The organism is Streptomyces sp. NPDC058964 (genome assembly GCF_042741275.1).
GTDB lineage: Bacteria > Actinomycetota > Actinomycetes > Streptomycetales > Streptomycetaceae > Streptomyces.
Window position 1 is genome coordinate 6,223 of the sequence record NZ_JBHYKH010000091.1, and the last position, 16,823, is coordinate 23,045.

The following is a 16,823-nucleotide window of genomic DNA, read 5'->3' on the forward strand; positions in this document are numbered from 1 at the left end:
CCACCCCCCACAAGCAGAACCGCACCGGGACTCTCGCCCGGGCGCCGCGGCCCGCTCCCCCATACTCGACGGGTGAGCACGCTTCCCGAGATCCGTACCCTGCCCGTGCCCGACGGCCTGGAGGGCGAGCGCGTCGACGCCGCCATCTCCCGCATGTTCGGCTTCTCCCGTACGAAGGCGGCCGAGCTGGCCGCGGCAGGCAAGGTGCAGGTCGACGGCTCGGTGGTCGGCAAGTCCGAGCGGGTGCGCGGCGGAGCCTGGCTCGAGGTCGAGATGCCGCAGGCGCCCGCGCCGGTGCAGGTGGTCGCCGAACCGGTCGAGGGCATGGAGATCGTGCACGACGACGACGACGTGGTCGTGATCGTCAAGCCGGTCGGCGTGGCCGCGCACCCCTCTCCGGGCTGGAGCGGCCCCACCGTGATCGGCGGCCTGGCCGCCGCGGGCTACCGGATCTCCACCTCGGGCGCCGCGGAGCGCCAGGGCATCGTGCACCGCCTCGACGTCGGCACGTCCGGCCTGATGGTGGTCGCCAAATCCGAGTACGCGTACACGTCGCTCAAGCGCCAGTTCAAGGAGCGCACGGTCGACAAGCGCTACCACACGCTCGTCCAGGGCCACCCGGACCCGACCAGCGGCACGATCGACGCGCCCATCGGCCGCCACCCCAACCACGACTACAAGTGGGCGGTCACGGCCGAGGGCAAGCCCTCGGTGACCCACTACGACCTCATCGAGGCCTTCCGCGCCGCCTCCCTGCTCGACGTGAAGCTGGAGACCGGCCGGACCCACCAGATCCGTGTCCACATGTCCGCGCACCGCCACCCGTGCGTCGGTGACCTGACCTACGGCGCAGACCCGACCCTCGCCAGGCGGCTCGGGCTCACCCGCCAGTGGCTGCACGCCGTCCGGCTCGGCTTCGAGCACCCCGGGGACGGGCAGTGGGTCGAGTTCGAGTGCGGCTACCCGGACGACCTCCAGCACGCCCTGGACCAGGTCCGCGAGGAGACCTGGGCATGAACCTCCCCTGCACGGTGCGGATCGCCGAGGACCCCGTCGACCGCGAGGCCTGCTTCGCGGTGCGCAAGGAGGTCTTCGTCGTCGAGCAGGGCGTCCCGCAGGACATCGAGTACGACGAGTACGACGCCGTGGCCGTGCACGTACTGGCCGTCCGGGATGACGGCGTGCCGCTCGGCACCGGACGGCTGCTGCACGGCGAGGCGGCCGCCGGGAAGACCGGCGGTGACCCTTCGGTGGGCTCACTGGGGCGGCTCGCCGTCGTGCGGGAGGCCCGCGGGCTGGGTGTCGGCGTCGCGCTCGTACGGGCCATCGAGGAGGCGGCGCAGGTGCGTGGGCTGACCGCCGTGGACCTGCACGCGCAGACGCATGCGCTGGGCTTCTACGAACGGCTGGGGTACGAGGCGTACGGCCCGGAGTACCCGGAGGCGGGGATCCCGCACCGGGCGATGCGGCGCGCTCTGTAGCCGGGGCCGCCTTCAGGCCGGGGGGAAGCGGTCCGTGGCAGGCTTGAGGCCCGCTGTGTGATCGTCGACTCCCGGAGCGCCGGCCGTGGATCAGTTGGCCCTGTTGTTCGTGTTGCTGCTGGGGGCCCTGGTGAGCGTCCCGGTGGGTGACCGGTTCGGGCTCCCCGCGCCGGTGCTCATGACACTGCTGGGGATCGCCCTCGCGGTAACGGACTTCGTGCCCAACGTGAACCTCCCGCCCGAGCTGATCCTGCCGCTGCTGCTGCCACCACTGCTGTACGCGGCGGTGAGACGGACCTCGTGGCGGCAGTTCGCCGCCAACAAACGGCCGATCTTCCTGCTGGCCGTGGCCCTCGTGTTCGTCACCACGGCGTGTGTGGCGGCCGTCGCCGGCTCGATCGTGCCGGGGCTGCCGGTCGCCGCCGCCGTGGCGCTGGGCGCACTGGTCGCCCCGCCCGACCCGGTCGCCGCGACCGCCGTCGCCGGGCAGCTCGGGCTGCCGCGCCGGCTGCTGTCGATCCTGGAGGGAGAGGGCCTGTTCAACGACGTCACGGCGATCGTGCTCTACCACGTGGCGATCGCGGCCGTCGTCAGCGGCACGTTCTCACCCTGGCGGGCAGGGCTGGACTTCGTCCTGTCCGCGGTGGTCGCGGTCGCCGTGGGGCTGGCGCTCGGCTGGGGCGCGAACAGGCTCATGGACCTGCTGGAGGACGCGACCCTGCAGATCGGCCTGACACTGCTGGTGCCGTACGCGTCGTACGTCCTCGCGGAGGAGCTGCACGGATCCGGGGTGCTCTCCGTGCTGACCACCGCCCTCTTCCTCGCCGAGTACGCCCTGGGCGCCGACGACGTGATGACCCGGCTCACCGGGCACACCTTCTGGGCCATCGTGGACACGCTCGTCACCGGCGTCGCCTTCGGTCTGATCGGCCTCGAACTGCACAACGCGATCCGGACGGCGTCCGGGCGGTGGGGCGAGATGCTCGGCTGGGCGGCCGCGGTCCTGGCCGTGGTGGTCCTCGTACGGCTGGTGTGGCTGCTCCCCGCCACCTGGCTGACCAAGCGGCTGCACGCCAGACGGGACTACGACGAGGACATCCCGATGAGCTGGCGCGAGACCGTCGTCATGTGGTGGGCGGGGATGCGCGGGGTGGCCTCGGTGGCGCTGGCCCTGGCCGTCCCGCTCAGGACCGAGGACGGGTCGCCCTTCCCCGACCGGGACGAGATCGTGTTCATCGCGTTCGGGGTGATCATGGGGACGCTCGTGCTGCAGGGGCTGACCCTGCCGTGGCTGGTGAAGCGGCTGGGGGTGCGGGCCGACAACGAGCGGGAGAAGGACTTCGAGAACCAGCTGGCCGTGCGGGCGGCGAAGGCGGCGAAGCGGAGGCTGCGGGAGATCGAGCAGGTGGAGGATCTGCCGGAGGAGCTGTCCGAGCAGATGCTGCGCCGGGCCTTCGAGATCGGGGTGCGGATCAGTCCGGACATGGCGGAGGAGGAGCGGCGGGAGGCCCACCTGCAGCGGGTCCGGCGGCTGAAGCGGGTGCGGCGGATCCAGGGGGAGATGCTGAGCGCGGCGCGGCACGAGGTGCTGGCGGCGCGGAGCGAGCCGGGGGCGGATCCGGAGATCGTGGACCGGGTGCTGCGGCACCTGGACGTGCGCAGCCTGCGCTGAGACGGGCACAGGAGGCAAGCCTGCGCCGAGGCGGGCACAGGGAGGCGACGGCGGCCGCACCAGCGGTCATACAAGCACATGGCGGCTGTGGATACCCGGAGGCCAGGTCGGCGCCCCGCTCGTACTCTCGGATCATGGCTCGCAACATTGTGATCAGCGGTGGTGGTACGGGGATCGGGCTCGCGACGGCGCAGGCCTTCGCGGCGGAAGGGGACCGGGTGCTGCTGCTCGGGCGGCGCGCGGGAGTGCTGAAGGAGGCCGGGGTGCCGGGGGCGCTCACCTGTGCCGCGGACCTCGGTGACCCGGCGGACGTGCGGCGCGTGGCCCGTTTCGTCGCCGAGGAGCTGGGCACCGTGGACGTGCTCGTCCACAGCGCCGGAGGCAACGGAGGACTGGAGCCCGGGAGCGGCTCCGACGATCCGCTCGACGGCGTCGCGCGCGACTGGACCGTCAACTTCCGCCTCAACACCCTTACCGCCGTACTGCTCACGGAGGCACTGAAGCAGCGGCTCGCGGAACCGGGCGGACGGGTGCTGTTCCTCAGCTCCATAGCCGCCTTCCGGGGCTCCGGCAGCGGGGCCTACGCAGCCTCCAAGGCCGCCCTCCACCCGTACGCGCACGACCTGGCCCGGCAGCTGGGTCCGCGCGGCATCACGGTGAACGTAGTGGCACCGGGCTACGTCGAGGACACCGAGTTCTTCGGCGGACCGATAGACCAGGCGCGGCGGGACAGGCTCGTCGCGGAGACGTCCACGGGCCGGGCCGGCGAACCCGGAGACGTCGCCGCCACCCTGCACTGGCTGGCCTCCCCGGGCGCCGGGCACATCACCTCGCAGATCATCCAGGTCAACGGGGGTGCCGAGCGGGGCCACTGAGCGCCGGTCTCACCCCCGGCCGGTGCGCGGCGGCTCGTGCACCCGGCGGGCCGCGCCGTCGGGGGAGGGGACACCGCCCGGCGGCAGGACCGCGTCCGCCGTGTTGACCCGGGGCAGCGCGTGCGGATGCTCCGCGCACAGCCAGCGGATCATCTGCTCGCGGACCGTGACCCGCACGGTCCACACGTCGTCGGCGTCCTTGGCGGTCACCAGGGCCCGGACCTGGATGGTGTTCGGCGTGGAGTCGGTGACCGCGAGCCCGTAGTCACGGCCGTCCCAGGCGGGGCATTCGCGCAGGACGTCCCGGAGCTTCTCGCGCATTGCCTCGACGGGCGCCGAGTGGTCGAGGTGCCAGAAGACGATCCCGGTCATCTGCGGGGTGCCGCGGGACCAGTTCTCGAAGGGTTTGGAGGTGAAGTACGACACGGGCATGGTGATCCGGCGCTCGTCCCAGGTGCGTACGGTCAGAAAGGTCAGCGTGATCTCCTCGACCGTGCCCCACTCGCCGTCCACCACCACGGTGTCGCCGATCCGCACCATGTCGCCGAAGGCGATCTGCAGCCCGGCGAACAGGTTGGAGAGCGTGGACTGGGCGGCGACACCGGCGACGATGCCGAGGATGCCGGCGGAGGCCAGCAGTGAGGCGCCGGCCGCGCGCATCGCGGGGAACGTGAGCAGCATCGAGGCCGCGGCGACCACGCCGACGATCGCCGAGACCACACGCATGATCAGCGACACCTGGGTGCGGACCCGGCGGACCCGGGCCGGGTCGCGGTGCGCACGGGCGTAGCGGCTGTACGAGGTCTCGACGATCGCCGCGGCGATGCGGATCACCAGCCACGCGGCCGACCCGATCAGTACCAGGGTCAGTGCCCGGCCGATGCCGACACGGTGCTCCTCCAGCAGCTCCGCCTGGTCGTAGGAGCCTCTGAGCAGGGCCGCGCACAGCACGAGCTGGTAGGGGATGCGGGCGCGGCGCAGCAGGCCCCACAGGGGTGTCTCGCTGTGCCGTTCGTCGGCCTTGCGCAGCAGCAGGTCCGTGGCCCATCCGATGAGCAGGGTCAGGACGACGGCGCCGCCGATCACGATGAGTGGTCGGAGTACGTTCTCCATGCCTCCGAACGTAACCGGCACCGGGCGCTCATGAACATGTGTGTTCGGGAGCGGGACGGGTAGGGCGGAGGTTTGGGGGTGTCCGGTGGTGTCGTACCCGGCTGGCACCATGGCCTCATGAACATCATGCTCTTTCACTCGACCTATGGCCTCAGGCCCGCGGTGCGGGCCGCGGCGGACCGTCTCAGGGCCGCGGGGCACGAGGTGTGGACGCCGGACCTGTTCGAGGGGCGCACGTTCGAGACGGTCGAGGAGGGCATGGCGTTCAAGGAGGAGATCGGCAAGGACGAGCTGCTGAAGCGGGCCGTTCTGGCGGCCGCGCCCTACTCGGAGCGGGGGCTCGTGTACGCGGGGTTCTCGCTGGGCGCGTCCATCGCGCAGACCCTGGCCCTCGGGGACGAGAAGGCGCGCGGGCTGCTGCTCCTGCACGGCACGTCGGACATCGCGCCGAACGCCTCGGTGGACGATCTTCCGGTGCAGCTGCACGTGGCCGAGCCGGACCAGTTCGAGACGGACGACTGGCTGAGCTCCTGGTATCTGCAGATGGGGAGAGCGGGCGCCGACGTCGAGGTGTACCGGTACGCCGGGGCCGGCCACCTGTACACCGACCCCGGTCTTCCCGACTACGACGAGGAGGCGGCCGAGGCCACCTGGCGGGTGGCGCTCGGCTTCCTCGACGGCCTGTCAGCGGCGTAGCGGGCGGAGCGACGGGCCGGCAACCCTGGCCCGGGAAGCACTCCTCGGGCGGGTGCGCCGGCCACTGGAGGTGTCCGGTGCACACCCAGGCCGTGAGCTTGGATCCGTAGATCCTCAGCCGCGTCCGTCGGCCCAAGACGCCTGCTGACAAAGGCATCCGGGGCCCCGGCGGTCTGCAGGACGGTTACACCGGGTCGTAGGTGCGCTCGACCTTCTGCGTGCCGCTGCGGGTGCGGTAGGAGCGCACCCAGCTGGACGTTGCGTTCGCGGAGGTGCGGTCGGACAGGACGTAGTAGTCCATCTGCGCGCGGTCGGCGGTGATGTCCAGGACGCCGTAGCCGTGGCGGTCGGTGTCGACCCAGTGGACGTGCCGGTTGGCGGCCCGGATGACCGGCGAGGCGATCGCGGAGACCGTGCCCTCGGGGACCTTGACGATGTCGTCGAGGTTGTCGGAGGTCACCGAGGTGACCACGAACTCCGTGGCGGCCGAGGCCGACAGCGGGTAGGTGCCCGCGTCCACCGGCACGTCGTTGGCCCACGCCATGTGGATGTCACCGGTCAGGAAGACGGTGTTGCCGATGGCGTTGGAGCGCAGATGGGCCAGCACCTCACGGCGGTCGTCGGTGTAGCCGTCCCACTGGTCGGTGTTGGCGGCGATGCCCTCCTGCGGCAGCCCGAGCAGCTTGGCGAGCGGCTTGAGCAGGTCGGCGGAGAGGGATCCGAAGGAGAACGGCGAGATCATCACCGAGTTGCCGACCAGCCGCCACTTGGTGTCGGAGGCCTTCAGGCCGGCCTTCAGCCAGTCGAGCTGGGCCCGTCCGGTGATCGTGCGGTCCGGGTCGTCCACCGAACCGCTGCCCGTGGACGCCTGCTGGGAACGGAAGGAGCGCAGGTCCAGCAGGGACAGGTCGGCGAGCTTGCCGAAGCGCAGCCGGCGGTAGGTGGTGCCCTCGATCGCCGGGCGCACCGGCATCCACTCGAAGTAGGCCTGCTTGGCGGCGGCCTTGCGGGCGGTCCACGTGCCCTCGGCGCCCTCGGTGTGGTTGACCGCGCCGCCGGACCAGGCGTTGTCGGCGAACTCGTGGTCGTCCCAGATCGCGATGACCGGTGCCTTGAGGTGCAGCGCCTGCAGGTCCGGGTCGGTCTTGTACTTGGCGTGCCGGGTGCGGTAGTCGGCGAGGGTGATGATCTCGTTCGCCGGGGCGTGCGGACGGACGACCGTGCCGCGGGCCGCGTACTCACCGGACTTGTACTCGTATATGTAGTCGCCGAGGTGCAGCCAGGCGTCGAGGTCGTTGCGGGCCGCGAGGTGGCGGTAGGCGGAGAAGTAGCCGGCCTCCCAGTTGGCGCAGGAGACGACGCCGAAGCGCAGGCCCTGCACGGCCGCGTCCGCCGCCGGCGCGGTGCGGGTGCGCGCCACCGGGGAGTCCGTGCCGCCCGCCGAGAAGCGGAACCAGTAGTCGGTGGCCGGCTCGAGGCCCCGGATGTCGGCCTTGACGGTGTGGTCGGAGGAGGCGGTCGCGGTGGTGGAGCCCTTGGCGACGACGTCGGTGAACGCCTTGTCCCGGGCCACCACCCAGCTCACCTCGGTGTCCGGGCCGAGCCCGGAGCCCGGTGTCGACTCTGCGGTGGGGGTCACCCGGGTCCACAGCAGGATGCCGTCCGGCAGCGGGTCGCCGGAGGCGACGCCGTGCAGGAAGGCGGGGGTCTGGTCGGCTGCGCGCGCCGGAAGGGTGGCGGCGAGCGTACCGGCCAGGACAGCGGTCGCCGCCGCGGCCTTGACGACCGTACGGCGGCGGGGCGAGAGGGAGTTGGTGCCCTCGGATGCCTCGGATGCTCTGTATCGACTGGTCACGACCGATCAGGTTACTGATCGGTATGCGCAGGAGCGGGCGAACTCCGAAAGTTCGCCCGCTCTTCACGCGACGGCCGGTTTCTGAACCGCCGTCAGCCCTTGAGGGCCGCGTCCACCACCTTGTTGAAGTCGGCCACCGTCAGCAGCGGCGTGCCGTTGTTGAGCTGCTTGCCGTCCATGACGAAGCCCGGGGTACCGGTCACGCCGTCCTTGTTGTCGTCGAAGGTCTTCGACATGGCCACGGCCCAGGCGTCGTAGGTGCCCTTCTTGACCGCGTCCTGGAACTTCGCGTTGCCCTTCAGCGCGGGAACCGTGTCGGCGACCTTGATGAGGTAGCTGTCGTCCTTGAACTTGTCGACCGACTCGTCCGGGTGCCACTTCGTGGAGTACAGCGCGCTCTTGTAGTCGAGGAAGGCCTCGGGACTGACGTTGAGCGCGGCGCCCAGGGCGCTCAGCGCGTTCTTGGAGCCCTCGCCGTTGTCCTTGTTGTCGAGGAACGTGGCGCCGACGTACTGGAACTTGAACTTGCCGTCGTCGATGTCCTTCTTGACCGTCGAGCCGACGGTCTGCTCGAACACCGCGCACACCGGGCAGCGCGGGTCCTCGTAGATCTTGAGGGTCTTCTTTGCGGTGTCCTTGCCGATGACGACCGTGGTGCCCTTGGTGCCCGTGGTGTTGGCCGGGGTGACGACCTTGGCGTCCTCCAGGCCCTTCCAGTAACTGGGCTTGTTGGCCTGGACGACGGCGTAGCCTATGCCGCCCGCCGCGGCCAGTACGGCCACGACCGAACAGGCCACGATGACCTGCCGCTTGACCTTGGCACGCTTGGCCTGCTTCTCGCGCTCCAGGCGCAGCCGCTCCCGGGCCGCGTTCTTTGCCGCCTGGCTGTTCCGCTTGCTCATGTTGGTGATCTCCGTGTGGGACGCGCACATGCCGTACGCGGGATACGTGTGGGGGACTGCTTGTGCTCAGCCGCCGTCGCTCAGGAGGCGAGCGCGTGGGAGCGGGAGCAGGAGCGCGGCGGGCCGCGCCGTCCCAGGGAGTGCACGAGGATCAGGTCGCGGGCGGCGGTCGTGCGCACCGCCGGGCGCGGCAGCCGGCGAACCGGAGCCGGCCGTACCGCCGCCACCGAGGCCACCGCCACCAGCAGCGGGCGGAAGGTGGTCGCGGCCATCGCGCGCAGCAGCTGGGTCAGCGCCCGCTCGCCGCGGCGCAGCCACGCGGCCGCGAGGAGGCCGACGCCGACGTGCGCGGCGAGCAGCAGCCAGGCGGCGGCCGGGTCGGCGTGCGCGAGCAGCGCGGAGGCACGGCCCGAGCCGCCGGTCACCTGGGCCAGCGGGGTGCCGACGGTGCCGCCCCGGCACAGCACGTCCAGACCGACCGCGCGCAGCGGGCCGGCGACCGGGCCGCCCGCCCTGCCGTAGCAGGCGTGCTGGCCGGTGGTGAACACCGTGTCGGCGGCGAGTTCCAGCGGGATCAACAGCGCCGCGATGCGGCCGAAGCCACGCTCGCGGCCCGCCAGCGCGTACGCGGTGGCGTACACGCCGGCGGCGACCGCGGCCACCGTCGTGAACGGCAGCGGCGCCCGGGACAGCAGAACGTGCGACGCGGTGCTGAGCGTCACGACGAAGGCCGTGAACACCGCCGCGCGCACGGCTCTGAACTGGATCCCGGATATGTTCATGGCGGGGGAGAGTCTGTCACGTACTCATGTAAGAGACCCCTAAAAGGTCCCTGAGAGTGCCGTTGGTTACAGGCCCGGGATCCTGCCGTTGCGGAACAGGTCCACGAAGATCTGGTGGTCGGCACGCGCGCGTGCGCCGTAGCTGTGAGCGAAGTCCGACAGCAGCGCCGCGAAGCCCTCCTCGTCGGCCGCGATGGCCGCGTCGATGGCCCGCTCCGTGGAGAACGGCACCAGGGATTCACCGGACTGGTCGTCCGCCGCCGCGTGCATGGTGGCGGTGGACCGGCCGAGGTCGGCGACGACGGTCGCGATCTCCTCCGGGTCGTCGATGTCGCCCCAGTCAAGGTCCACCGCGTACGGCGAGACCTCGGCGACCAGCTGGCCGGCGCCGTCCAGTTCGGTCCAGCCCAGCCACGGGTCGGCGTGCGCCTGGAGGGCGCGCTGGGAGATCACCGTGCGGTGGCCCTCGTGCTGGAAGTAGTCGCGGATCGCCGGGTCCGTGATGTGCCGGGAGACGGCCGGGGTCTGGGCCTGCTTGATGTAGATCACGACGTCGTTCTCCAGGGCGTCGCTGTGGCCCTCCAGGAGGATGTTGTACGACGGCAGGCCGGCCGAGCCGATGCCGATGCCGCGGCGGCCCACGACGTCCTTCACCCGGTACGAGTCCGGGCGGGCCAGGGAGGTCTCCGGCAGCGTCTCCAGGTAGCCGTCGAAGGCGGCGAGCACCTTGTAGCGGGTGGCCGCGTCCAGCTCGATGGAGCCGCCGCCCGGCGCGAAGCGGCGCTCGAAGTCCCGGATCTCCGTCATGGACTCCAGCAGCCCGAAGCGGGTCAGCGAGCGGGCGTCACGCAGTGCGTCCAGGAGGGGACCCTGCGCGGTGTCCAGGGTGAACGGCGGCACCTCGTCGCTCTTGGCGCCGGTCGCCAGTGCGCGGATGCGCTCGCGGTACGCGGCCGCGTACACCTGCACCAGCTCGGTGATCTGCTCGTCGCTGAGCGCCTTCGCGTACCCGATGAGGGCGATGGAGGCGGAGAAGCGCTTCAGGTCCCAGGTGAAGGGGCCGACGTACGCCTCGTCGAAGTCGTTGACGTTGAAGATCAGGCGGCCGTTGGCGTCCATGTACGTGCCGAAGTTCTCCGCGTGCAGGTCGCCGTGGATCCACACGCGGGAGGTGCGCTCGTCGAGGTAGGGGCCGCCGCGCTTCTCCGTGTCGACGTCATGGTAGAAGAGGGCCGCCGTGCCCCGGTAGAACGCGAAGGCCGAGGCCGCCATCTTCCGGAACTTCACGCGGAACGCGGCCGGGTCGGCGGCCAGGAGCTGGCCGAAGGCGGTGTCGAAGACGGCGAGGATCTCCTCGCCGCGCTGCTCGTCGTTGAGCTGGGGTACCGACATCGCTGGGTGCCTCCTGGTGCAGGTGATGCGTGACGTATGGGCCGGATGGGACATCCGTCCGGACGGGCCTTCCGATCTGTCCCAACGGATGAAGGTACGCGCGAGTGCCCGGCGTGTGTCAGTGCCGGGGCATAGACTTCGACGCTGTCCCCCAGACTGTCCGCAGCCGGTCGGAAGATCGTCGACGCCCGCCCGTCCGTCACCCGACCACTGCCCGTCAGCGAGGCGCTTCGCGCCGCACCCGCTTGATTTCGGAGGCCGAAACCGTGTCAAAGCCGCCCTTCACGCACCTGCACGTCCACACCCAGTACTCGCTGCTGGACGGTGCCGCGCGGCTCAAGGACATGTTCAACGCCTGCAACGAGATGGGCATGACGCACATCGCCATGTCCGACCACGGCAACCTCCACGGGGCGTACGACTTCTTCCACACCGCGAAGAAGGCCGGAGTCACCCCGATCATCGGGATCGAGGCATATGTCGCCCCCGAGTCCCGGCGCAACAAGCGCAAGATCCAGTGGGGCCAGCCGCACCAGAAGAGGGACGACGTCTCCGGCTCCGGCGGCTACACCCACAAGACGATCTGGGCGGCGAACGCGACGGGCCTGCACAACCTCTTCCGCCTGTCCTCCGACGCGTACGCCGAGGGCTGGTTGCAGAAGTGGCCCCGGATGGACAAGGAGACCATCTCCCAGTGGTCCGAGGGCCTGATCGCCTCCACCGGCTGCCCTTCCGGTGAGCTCCAGACCCGGCTGCGCCTCGGCCAGTACGACGAGGCCCTGAAGGCGGCCGCGGACTACCAGGACATCTTCGGCAAGGACCGCTACTTCCTGGAGCTGATGGACCACGGCATCGAGATCGAGCGCCGGGTCCGCGACGGCCTGCTGGAGATCGGCAAGAAGCTCGGCATCCCACCGCTGGTCACCAACGACTCGCACTACACGTACGCGCACGAGGCGGGCGCCCACGACGCCCTGCTGTGCATCCAGACCGGCAAGAACCTCTCCGACCCGGACCGCTTCAAGTTCGACGGCACCGGCTACTACCTGAAGTCCACGGACGAGATGTACGCCATCGACTCCTCGGACGCCTGGCAGGAGGGCTGCCGCAACACGCTCCTGGTGGCCGAGCAGATCGACACCACGGGCATGTTCGAGAAGCGCGACCTCATGCCCAAGTTCGACATCCCGGAGGGCTACACCGAGGTCACCTGGTTCCAGGAGGAGGTCCGCCGCGGCATGGAGCGCCGCTTCCCCGGCGGCATCCCCGAGGACCGCCAGAAGCAGGCCGACTACGAGATGGACGTCATCATCTCGATGGGTTTCCCCGGCTACTTCCTCGTGGTCGCCGACTTCATCATGTGGGCCAAGAACAACGGCATCGCGGTCGGCCCCGGCCGAGGCTCCGCGGCCGGTTCGATCGTCGCCTACGCCATGGGCATCACCGACCTCGACCCGATCCCGCACGGCCTGATCTTCGAGCGGTTCCTCAACCCCGAGCGCATCTCGATGCCCGACGTCGACATCGACTTCGACGAGCGCAGGCGCGTCGAGGTCATCAGGTACGTGACGGAGAAGTACGGCGCCGACAAGGTCGCCATGATCGGCACCTACGGCACCATCAAGGCCAAGAACGCGATCAAGGACTCCGCTCGCGTGCTGGGCTACCCGTACGCGATGGGCGACCGCATCACCAAGGCCATGCCCGCCGACGTCCTCGGCAAGGGCATCCCGCTGTCCGGCATCACCGACCCCAGCCACCCGCGCTACAGCGAGGCCGGCGAGGTCCGCGGGATGTACGAGAACGAGCCGGACGTGAAGAAGGTCATCGACACCGCGCGCGGTGTGGAGGGCCTGGTCCGGCAGATGGGCGTGCACGCCGCCGGCGTGATCATGTCCAGCGAGACCATCACCGAGCACGTCCCTGTCTGGGTGCGGCACACCGACGGCGTGACCATCACGCAGTGGGACTACCCGAGCTGTGAGTCGCTCGGCCTGCTGAAGATGGACTTCCTGGGCCTGCGCAACCTGACGATCATGGACGACGCCGTCAAGATGGTGAAGGCCAACAAGGGGGTCGACATCGACCTCCTGGGCCTCCCGCTCGACGACCCGACGACGTTCGATCTCCTCCAGCGCGGCGACACCCTCGGCGTCTTCCAGTTCGACGGCGGCCCCATGCGCTCGCTGCTGCGCCTGATGAAGCCCGACAACTTCGAAGACATCTCCGCCGTGTCGGCCCTGTACCGCCCGGGCCCGATGGGCATGAACTCCCACACGAACTACGCGCTGCGCAAGAACAAGCAGCAGGAGATCACGCCGATCCACAAGGAGCTGGAGGAGCCGCTCGAAGAGGTCCTGGCCGTCACCTACGGCCTGATCGTCTACCAGGAGCAGGTGCAGAAGGCCGCCCAGATCATCGCCGGGTACTCGCTCGGCGAGGCCGACATCCTCCGCCGTGTGATGGGCAAGAAGAAGCCCGACGAGCTGGCGAAGAACTTCACCATCTTCCAGGCCGGCGCCCGCAAGAACGGTTACAGCGACGAGGCCATCCAGGCCCTGTGGGACGTGCTGGTCCCCTTCGCCGGCTACGCCTTCAACAAGGCCCACTCCGCCGCGTACGGCCTGGTGTCGTACTGGACCGCGTATCTCAAGGCGAACTACCCCGCCGAGTACATGGCCGCGCTCCTCACCTCCGTCAAGGACGACAAGGACAAGTCGGCGATCTACCTCAACGAGTGCCGCCGCATGGGCATCAAGGTGCTGCCGCCGAACGTCAACGAGTCCGAGGCGAACTTCGCCGCGCAGGGCGACGACGTGATCCTCTTCGGCCTCTCCGCCGTGCGCAACGTCGGCACCAACGTGGTCGAGTCGATCATCCGGTGCCGCAAGGCCAAGGGGAAGTACGCCTCCTTCCCCGACTACCTCGACAAGGTCGACGCCGTGGTCTGCAACAAGCGCACCACGGAGTCCCTGATCAAGGCCGGCGCCTTCGACACCATGGGGCACACCCGCAAGGGGCTGACGGCCCAGTACGAGCCGATGATCGACAACGTGGTCGCGGTCAAGCGCAAGGAGGCCGAGGGGCAGTTCGACCTCTTCGGCGGGATGGGCGAGGAGACCAGCAGCGAGCCCGGCTTCGGACTCGACGTGGTCTTCACCGAGGACGAGTGGGACAAGACCTATCTGCTCGCCCAGGAGCGGGAGATGCTCGGTCTCTACGTCTCCGACCACCCGCTGTTCGGCCTGGAGCACGTGCTGTCCGACAAGGCCGACGCGGGCATCGCCCAGCTCACCGGAGGCGAGCACGCGGACGGTGCCGTGGTGACCATCGGCGGGATCATCTCCGGCCTGCAGCGCAAGATGACCAAGCAGGGCAACGCCTGGGCGATCGCCACGGTGGAGGACCTCGCCGGCTCCATCGAGTGCATGTTCTTCCCGGCGACGTACCAGCTCGTCTCGACCCAACTCGTCGAGGACGCGGTCGTGTTCGTCAAGGGCCGGCTCGACAAGCGGGAGGACGTGCCGCGGCTCGTCGCGATGGAGCTGATGGTCCCGGACCTCTCCAACGCGGGCACCAACGCCCCCGTGATCCTGACCATCCCGGCCGTCAAGGTCACCCCGCCCATGGTCAGCCGCCTCGGCGAGATCCTCAGCCACCACAAGGGCGACAGCGAGGTCCGCATCCGGCTCCAGGGCCCGCGCAGGACGACGGTCCTGCGCCTCGACCGGCACCGGGTGAAGCCGGACCCGGCCCTGTTCGGCGATCTGAAGGTGCTGCTCGGGCCGTCCTGCCTGGCGGGTTGAGCGGCCGTCCGGCCGACGGTATGAGCGCGGGGCGCACCCGTCCTCGGTGACGACCCGCGTCAGTGCCTGGGCTCAACGGCCCGGTCTTCAGTTGTGGCCGAAGCTCTTCTTCTGCTTACGGGCAACATCCGCGGGGCTGCCCTGGATGTTCGCCGCCGGGGACTCATGGGCCTCGGTCGACGTCCGCTGCGCCTGCTCGCGAGCCTGCTCGGCCTGCGAGGCGCGGTTCTGCGGGCCACCCTGCTTGCGGTTCTTGTTCTTGGCCATGGTGATCTGCCTCCTGTGGGGGATCTAGGGGCCAGGGCCGGAATCAGATTCACATAGGCTGACAAGAGGCGCATGTCGGATAATTACCGTCTGTGACAGGGCTGGTCGGCGAGCGAGGTCCCGAAACGCCACGCCGAAGATCGAGTTCGGGCCGTTAACCCCCGCGCGGTCGGGCAGACTCGAATCGAGCCCGAAGCAAACCTCCCGGGAAGAGGGTGAGTCGTGTGGACCGCTGCATCGTCCTGGTGGACGCCGGGTATCTGCTGGGGGCCGCAGCCAGCCTCCTCGCCGGAGAGCCCTCCCGATCCCGTATCACCGTCGATCACACCGCGCTCATCCAGGCGCTGCGCGAACGCGCCGAGGCCGACACGGAGCGGCCGCTGCTGCGCATCTACTGGTTCGACGGCGCCCCCGACCGTGTCCCCCAGCCGGAGCACCGCAGGCTGCGCGTGATGCCCCGGGTCACGGTCCGGCTCGGCGCCCTGACCCGCAGTGACGGACGCTGGGCCCAGAAGGGCGTGGACGCCGCCATGCACGCCGAGCTGACCGAGCTGGCCCGCAACCGTGCCTGCTCCGACGTCGTCCTCGTCACGGGCGACGGCGACCTGCTGCCCGGCATGATGGCCGCCAAGGAGCACGGCGTCGCCGTCCACCTGTGGGCCGTACAGGCCGCCGACGGCGACTACAACCAGTCCGAGGACCTGGTCGCCGAGGCCGACGAGCGGCGTGTCCTGGACCGTACGTGGATCACCAAGGCCGTACGCGCCAGGGAGCTCACCGGCATCTGCGCGCCCCCGCCGGCGCCCCGCCCCGAGATCGCGGCGATCCTCTCCGCGCCCCTGCCCGAGTCCTCGCTCGCGGCGACGGCGGAGCGCGCGGGCGAGGAGGGCGAACACGCACCGGCCGCCACCGTCGCGGACAACGGCACCCAGGAGCGGGTGCCCACGCCGAAGGGTGTGCCCACCCCCAAGGACCTCGCCGCGCTGCGCGCCCCCGGCACCCATGCCGTCCAGCACCCGACCACCGCGACCCTGCGCTGGTCCTCGGACAAGGGCTGGGTGGACCGGCCGGGCGCGGCCGCGGAGTCGCCCGACGCCGCCTCCATGCCGACGCTGGCGCAGCTCACCACGGCCGAGCAGCGGTGGGCCGACCGGGAGGAGGACATCACCACGGTCGGCGGCGACCCGTACGAGGTGGGACAGGTCTTCGCACGCCGGTGGATCTCCCGGCTCGGCGACCAGACCCATCTGCAGAAGCTGTCCGGCATGTACCCGCGCATCCCGCACCGCATCGACGGCGAGCTGCTGCGCTACGCAGCCCGCTTCGGTCTGCTCGCCCACAAGGACGACCAGATCGACGAGCACGACCGCTACGCGATCAGGGCGGGCTTCTGGCGGGAGATCGACGTCCCGACCGCGGCGGAACACGCTCCCGCTGGAGAATGAACCGAGGTAGGAGGCCCCAAAGGCGAGTAAAGCTCCCGGACCCCGTACTCTCGTCCATTGTGAATACGCGCTCGGCACAGGCTCCTCGGCATCCCGGTGACGTCGTGTGCGCGGTGCGCGGTCTGACCAAGACGTATCCGGCCGTCAAGGGCCGGCGGGGGGCGCCGGGGGCGTCCGAGGTGCGGGCCACCGACGGGGTGGAGCTGGACGTACGGCGCGGGGAGATCTTCGGACTGCTCGGGCCGAACGGGGCCGGCAAGTCCACCCTCGTACGGCAGCTGACCGGGCTGCTGCGGCCGGACGCCGGCAGCGTCGAGATCCTCGGCCACGACATCGTGCGCCACCCGGAACGGGCCGCCCGCATCCTCGCCTACCTCGGCCAGGAGTCCTCCGCGCTCGACGAGCTGACGGTGTCCCTCGCCGTGGAGACCACCGCGCGGCTGCGCGGACTGGACGTGCGCGCGGCCCGGGCCGAGCGGGACGGCGTACTGGACGAGCTGGGGCTGACCCCGATCGCCGGGCGCGCGCTGAAGAAGC

The 16,823-nt window shown here is 70.3% G+C and carries 14 protein-coding genes; 8 read left to right on the forward strand and 6 right to left on the reverse strand.

Translation table 11 applies throughout. The features are described from left to right. Positions 1–72: 72 nt before the first annotated feature. The 4 genes from ACFW2E_RS14455 (at position 73) to ACFW2E_RS14470 (ending at position 4,028) form a co-directional block, all read left to right on the forward strand. Complete coding sequence (locus ACFW2E_RS14455; protein WP_384466182.1) at positions 73–1,017, forward strand: RluA family pseudouridine synthase; 945 nt, start codon at positions 73–75, stop codon at positions 1,015–1,017. Next, positions 1,014–1,481 carry a GNAT family N-acetyltransferase gene (locus ACFW2E_RS14460; RefSeq protein ID WP_384466183.1) on the forward strand — a complete coding sequence of 156 codons (468 nt, stop codon included), beginning with the start codon at positions 1,014–1,016 and terminating at the stop codon, positions 1,479–1,481. The genes ACFW2E_RS14455 and ACFW2E_RS14460 overlap by 4 nt, the downstream gene beginning before the upstream one ends. Positions 1,482–1,566: 85 nt before the next feature. Further along, positions 1,567–3,153 (forward strand): Na+/H+ antiporter, encoded by a 1,587-nt coding sequence (locus tag ACFW2E_RS14465; RefSeq protein ID WP_384466185.1) that lies wholly within the window; start codon positions 1,567–1,569, stop codon positions 3,151–3,153. Positions 3,154–3,287: 134 nt separating this feature from the next. After that, a complete protein-coding gene (locus ACFW2E_RS14470; RefSeq protein WP_384466187.1) occupies positions 3,288–4,028 on the forward strand; it encodes an SDR family NAD(P)-dependent oxidoreductase in 741 nt (246 codons plus the stop codon). 9 nt (positions 4,029–4,037) lie between these two features. Here ACFW2E_RS14470 and ACFW2E_RS14475 read toward each other — a convergent pair whose 3' ends face one another. Continuing rightward, a complete protein-coding gene (locus ACFW2E_RS14475) occupies positions 4,038–5,141 on the reverse strand; it encodes a mechanosensitive ion channel family protein (protein ID WP_384466188.1) in 1,104 nt (367 codons plus the stop codon). A gap of 117 nt (positions 5,142–5,258) precedes the next feature. Here ACFW2E_RS14475 and ACFW2E_RS14480 point away from each other — a divergent pair, with 117 nt between their 5' ends. Continuing rightward, positions 5,259–5,837, forward strand: coding sequence for a dienelactone hydrolase family protein (locus tag ACFW2E_RS14480; protein WP_384466190.1), 579 nt, complete (start codon positions 5,259–5,261; stop codon positions 5,835–5,837). Between the two features lie 184 nt (positions 5,838–6,021). On the opposite strand, the gene ACFW2E_RS14485 is transcribed toward ACFW2E_RS14480, so the two are convergent. From ACFW2E_RS14485 to ACFW2E_RS14500, 4 genes are all read right to left on the reverse strand, one after another. Continuing rightward, positions 6,022–7,692, reverse strand: coding sequence for an alkaline phosphatase D family protein (locus ACFW2E_RS14485; RefSeq protein ID WP_384466192.1), 1,671 nt, complete (start codon positions 7,690–7,692; stop codon positions 6,022–6,024). A gap of 92 nt (positions 7,693–7,784) precedes the next feature. Further along, positions 7,785–8,594 (reverse strand): thioredoxin domain-containing protein, encoded by an 810-nt coding sequence (locus tag ACFW2E_RS14490; protein ID WP_384466194.1) that lies wholly within the window; start codon positions 8,592–8,594, stop codon positions 7,785–7,787. A gap of 80 nt (positions 8,595–8,674) precedes the next feature. Further along, on the reverse strand, positions 8,675–9,376 hold the full coding sequence (locus tag ACFW2E_RS14495) for a hypothetical protein (protein ID WP_384466196.1): 702 nt from the start codon (positions 9,374–9,376) through the stop codon (positions 8,675–8,677). Positions 9,377–9,442: 66 nt separating this feature from the next. After that, positions 9,443–10,768, reverse strand: coding sequence for a DUF2252 domain-containing protein (locus ACFW2E_RS14500; RefSeq protein ID WP_384466198.1), 1,326 nt, complete (start codon positions 10,766–10,768; stop codon positions 9,443–9,445). A 266-nt stretch (positions 10,769–11,034) separates the two neighbouring features. Between ACFW2E_RS14500 and dnaE the strand changes: the two genes are divergently transcribed. Further along, positions 11,035–14,574 carry a DNA polymerase III subunit alpha gene (dnaE, locus tag ACFW2E_RS14505; protein ID WP_384466200.1) on the forward strand — a complete coding sequence of 1,180 codons (3,540 nt, stop codon included), beginning with the start codon at positions 11,035–11,037 and terminating at the stop codon, positions 14,572–14,574. A gap of 87 nt (positions 14,575–14,661) precedes the next feature. Here dnaE and ACFW2E_RS14510 read toward each other — a convergent pair whose 3' ends face one another. Next, positions 14,662–14,841 (reverse strand): hypothetical protein, encoded by a 180-nt coding sequence (locus ACFW2E_RS14510; protein ID WP_384466202.1) that lies wholly within the window; start codon positions 14,839–14,841, stop codon positions 14,662–14,664. A 224-nt stretch (positions 14,842–15,065) separates the two neighbouring features. Between ACFW2E_RS14510 and ACFW2E_RS14515 the strand changes: the two genes are divergently transcribed. Further along, positions 15,066–16,286: an NYN domain-containing protein gene (locus tag ACFW2E_RS14515; RefSeq protein WP_384466204.1), complete on the forward strand. Its 1,221-nt coding sequence runs from the start codon at positions 15,066–15,068 to the stop codon at positions 16,284–16,286. Between the two features lie 104 nt (positions 16,287–16,390). Then, positions 16,391–16,823, forward strand: a 433-nt coding sequence (locus tag ACFW2E_RS14520) for an ATP-binding cassette domain-containing protein (RefSeq protein ID WP_384466206.1), incomplete at its 3' end; no start/stop codon positions are given.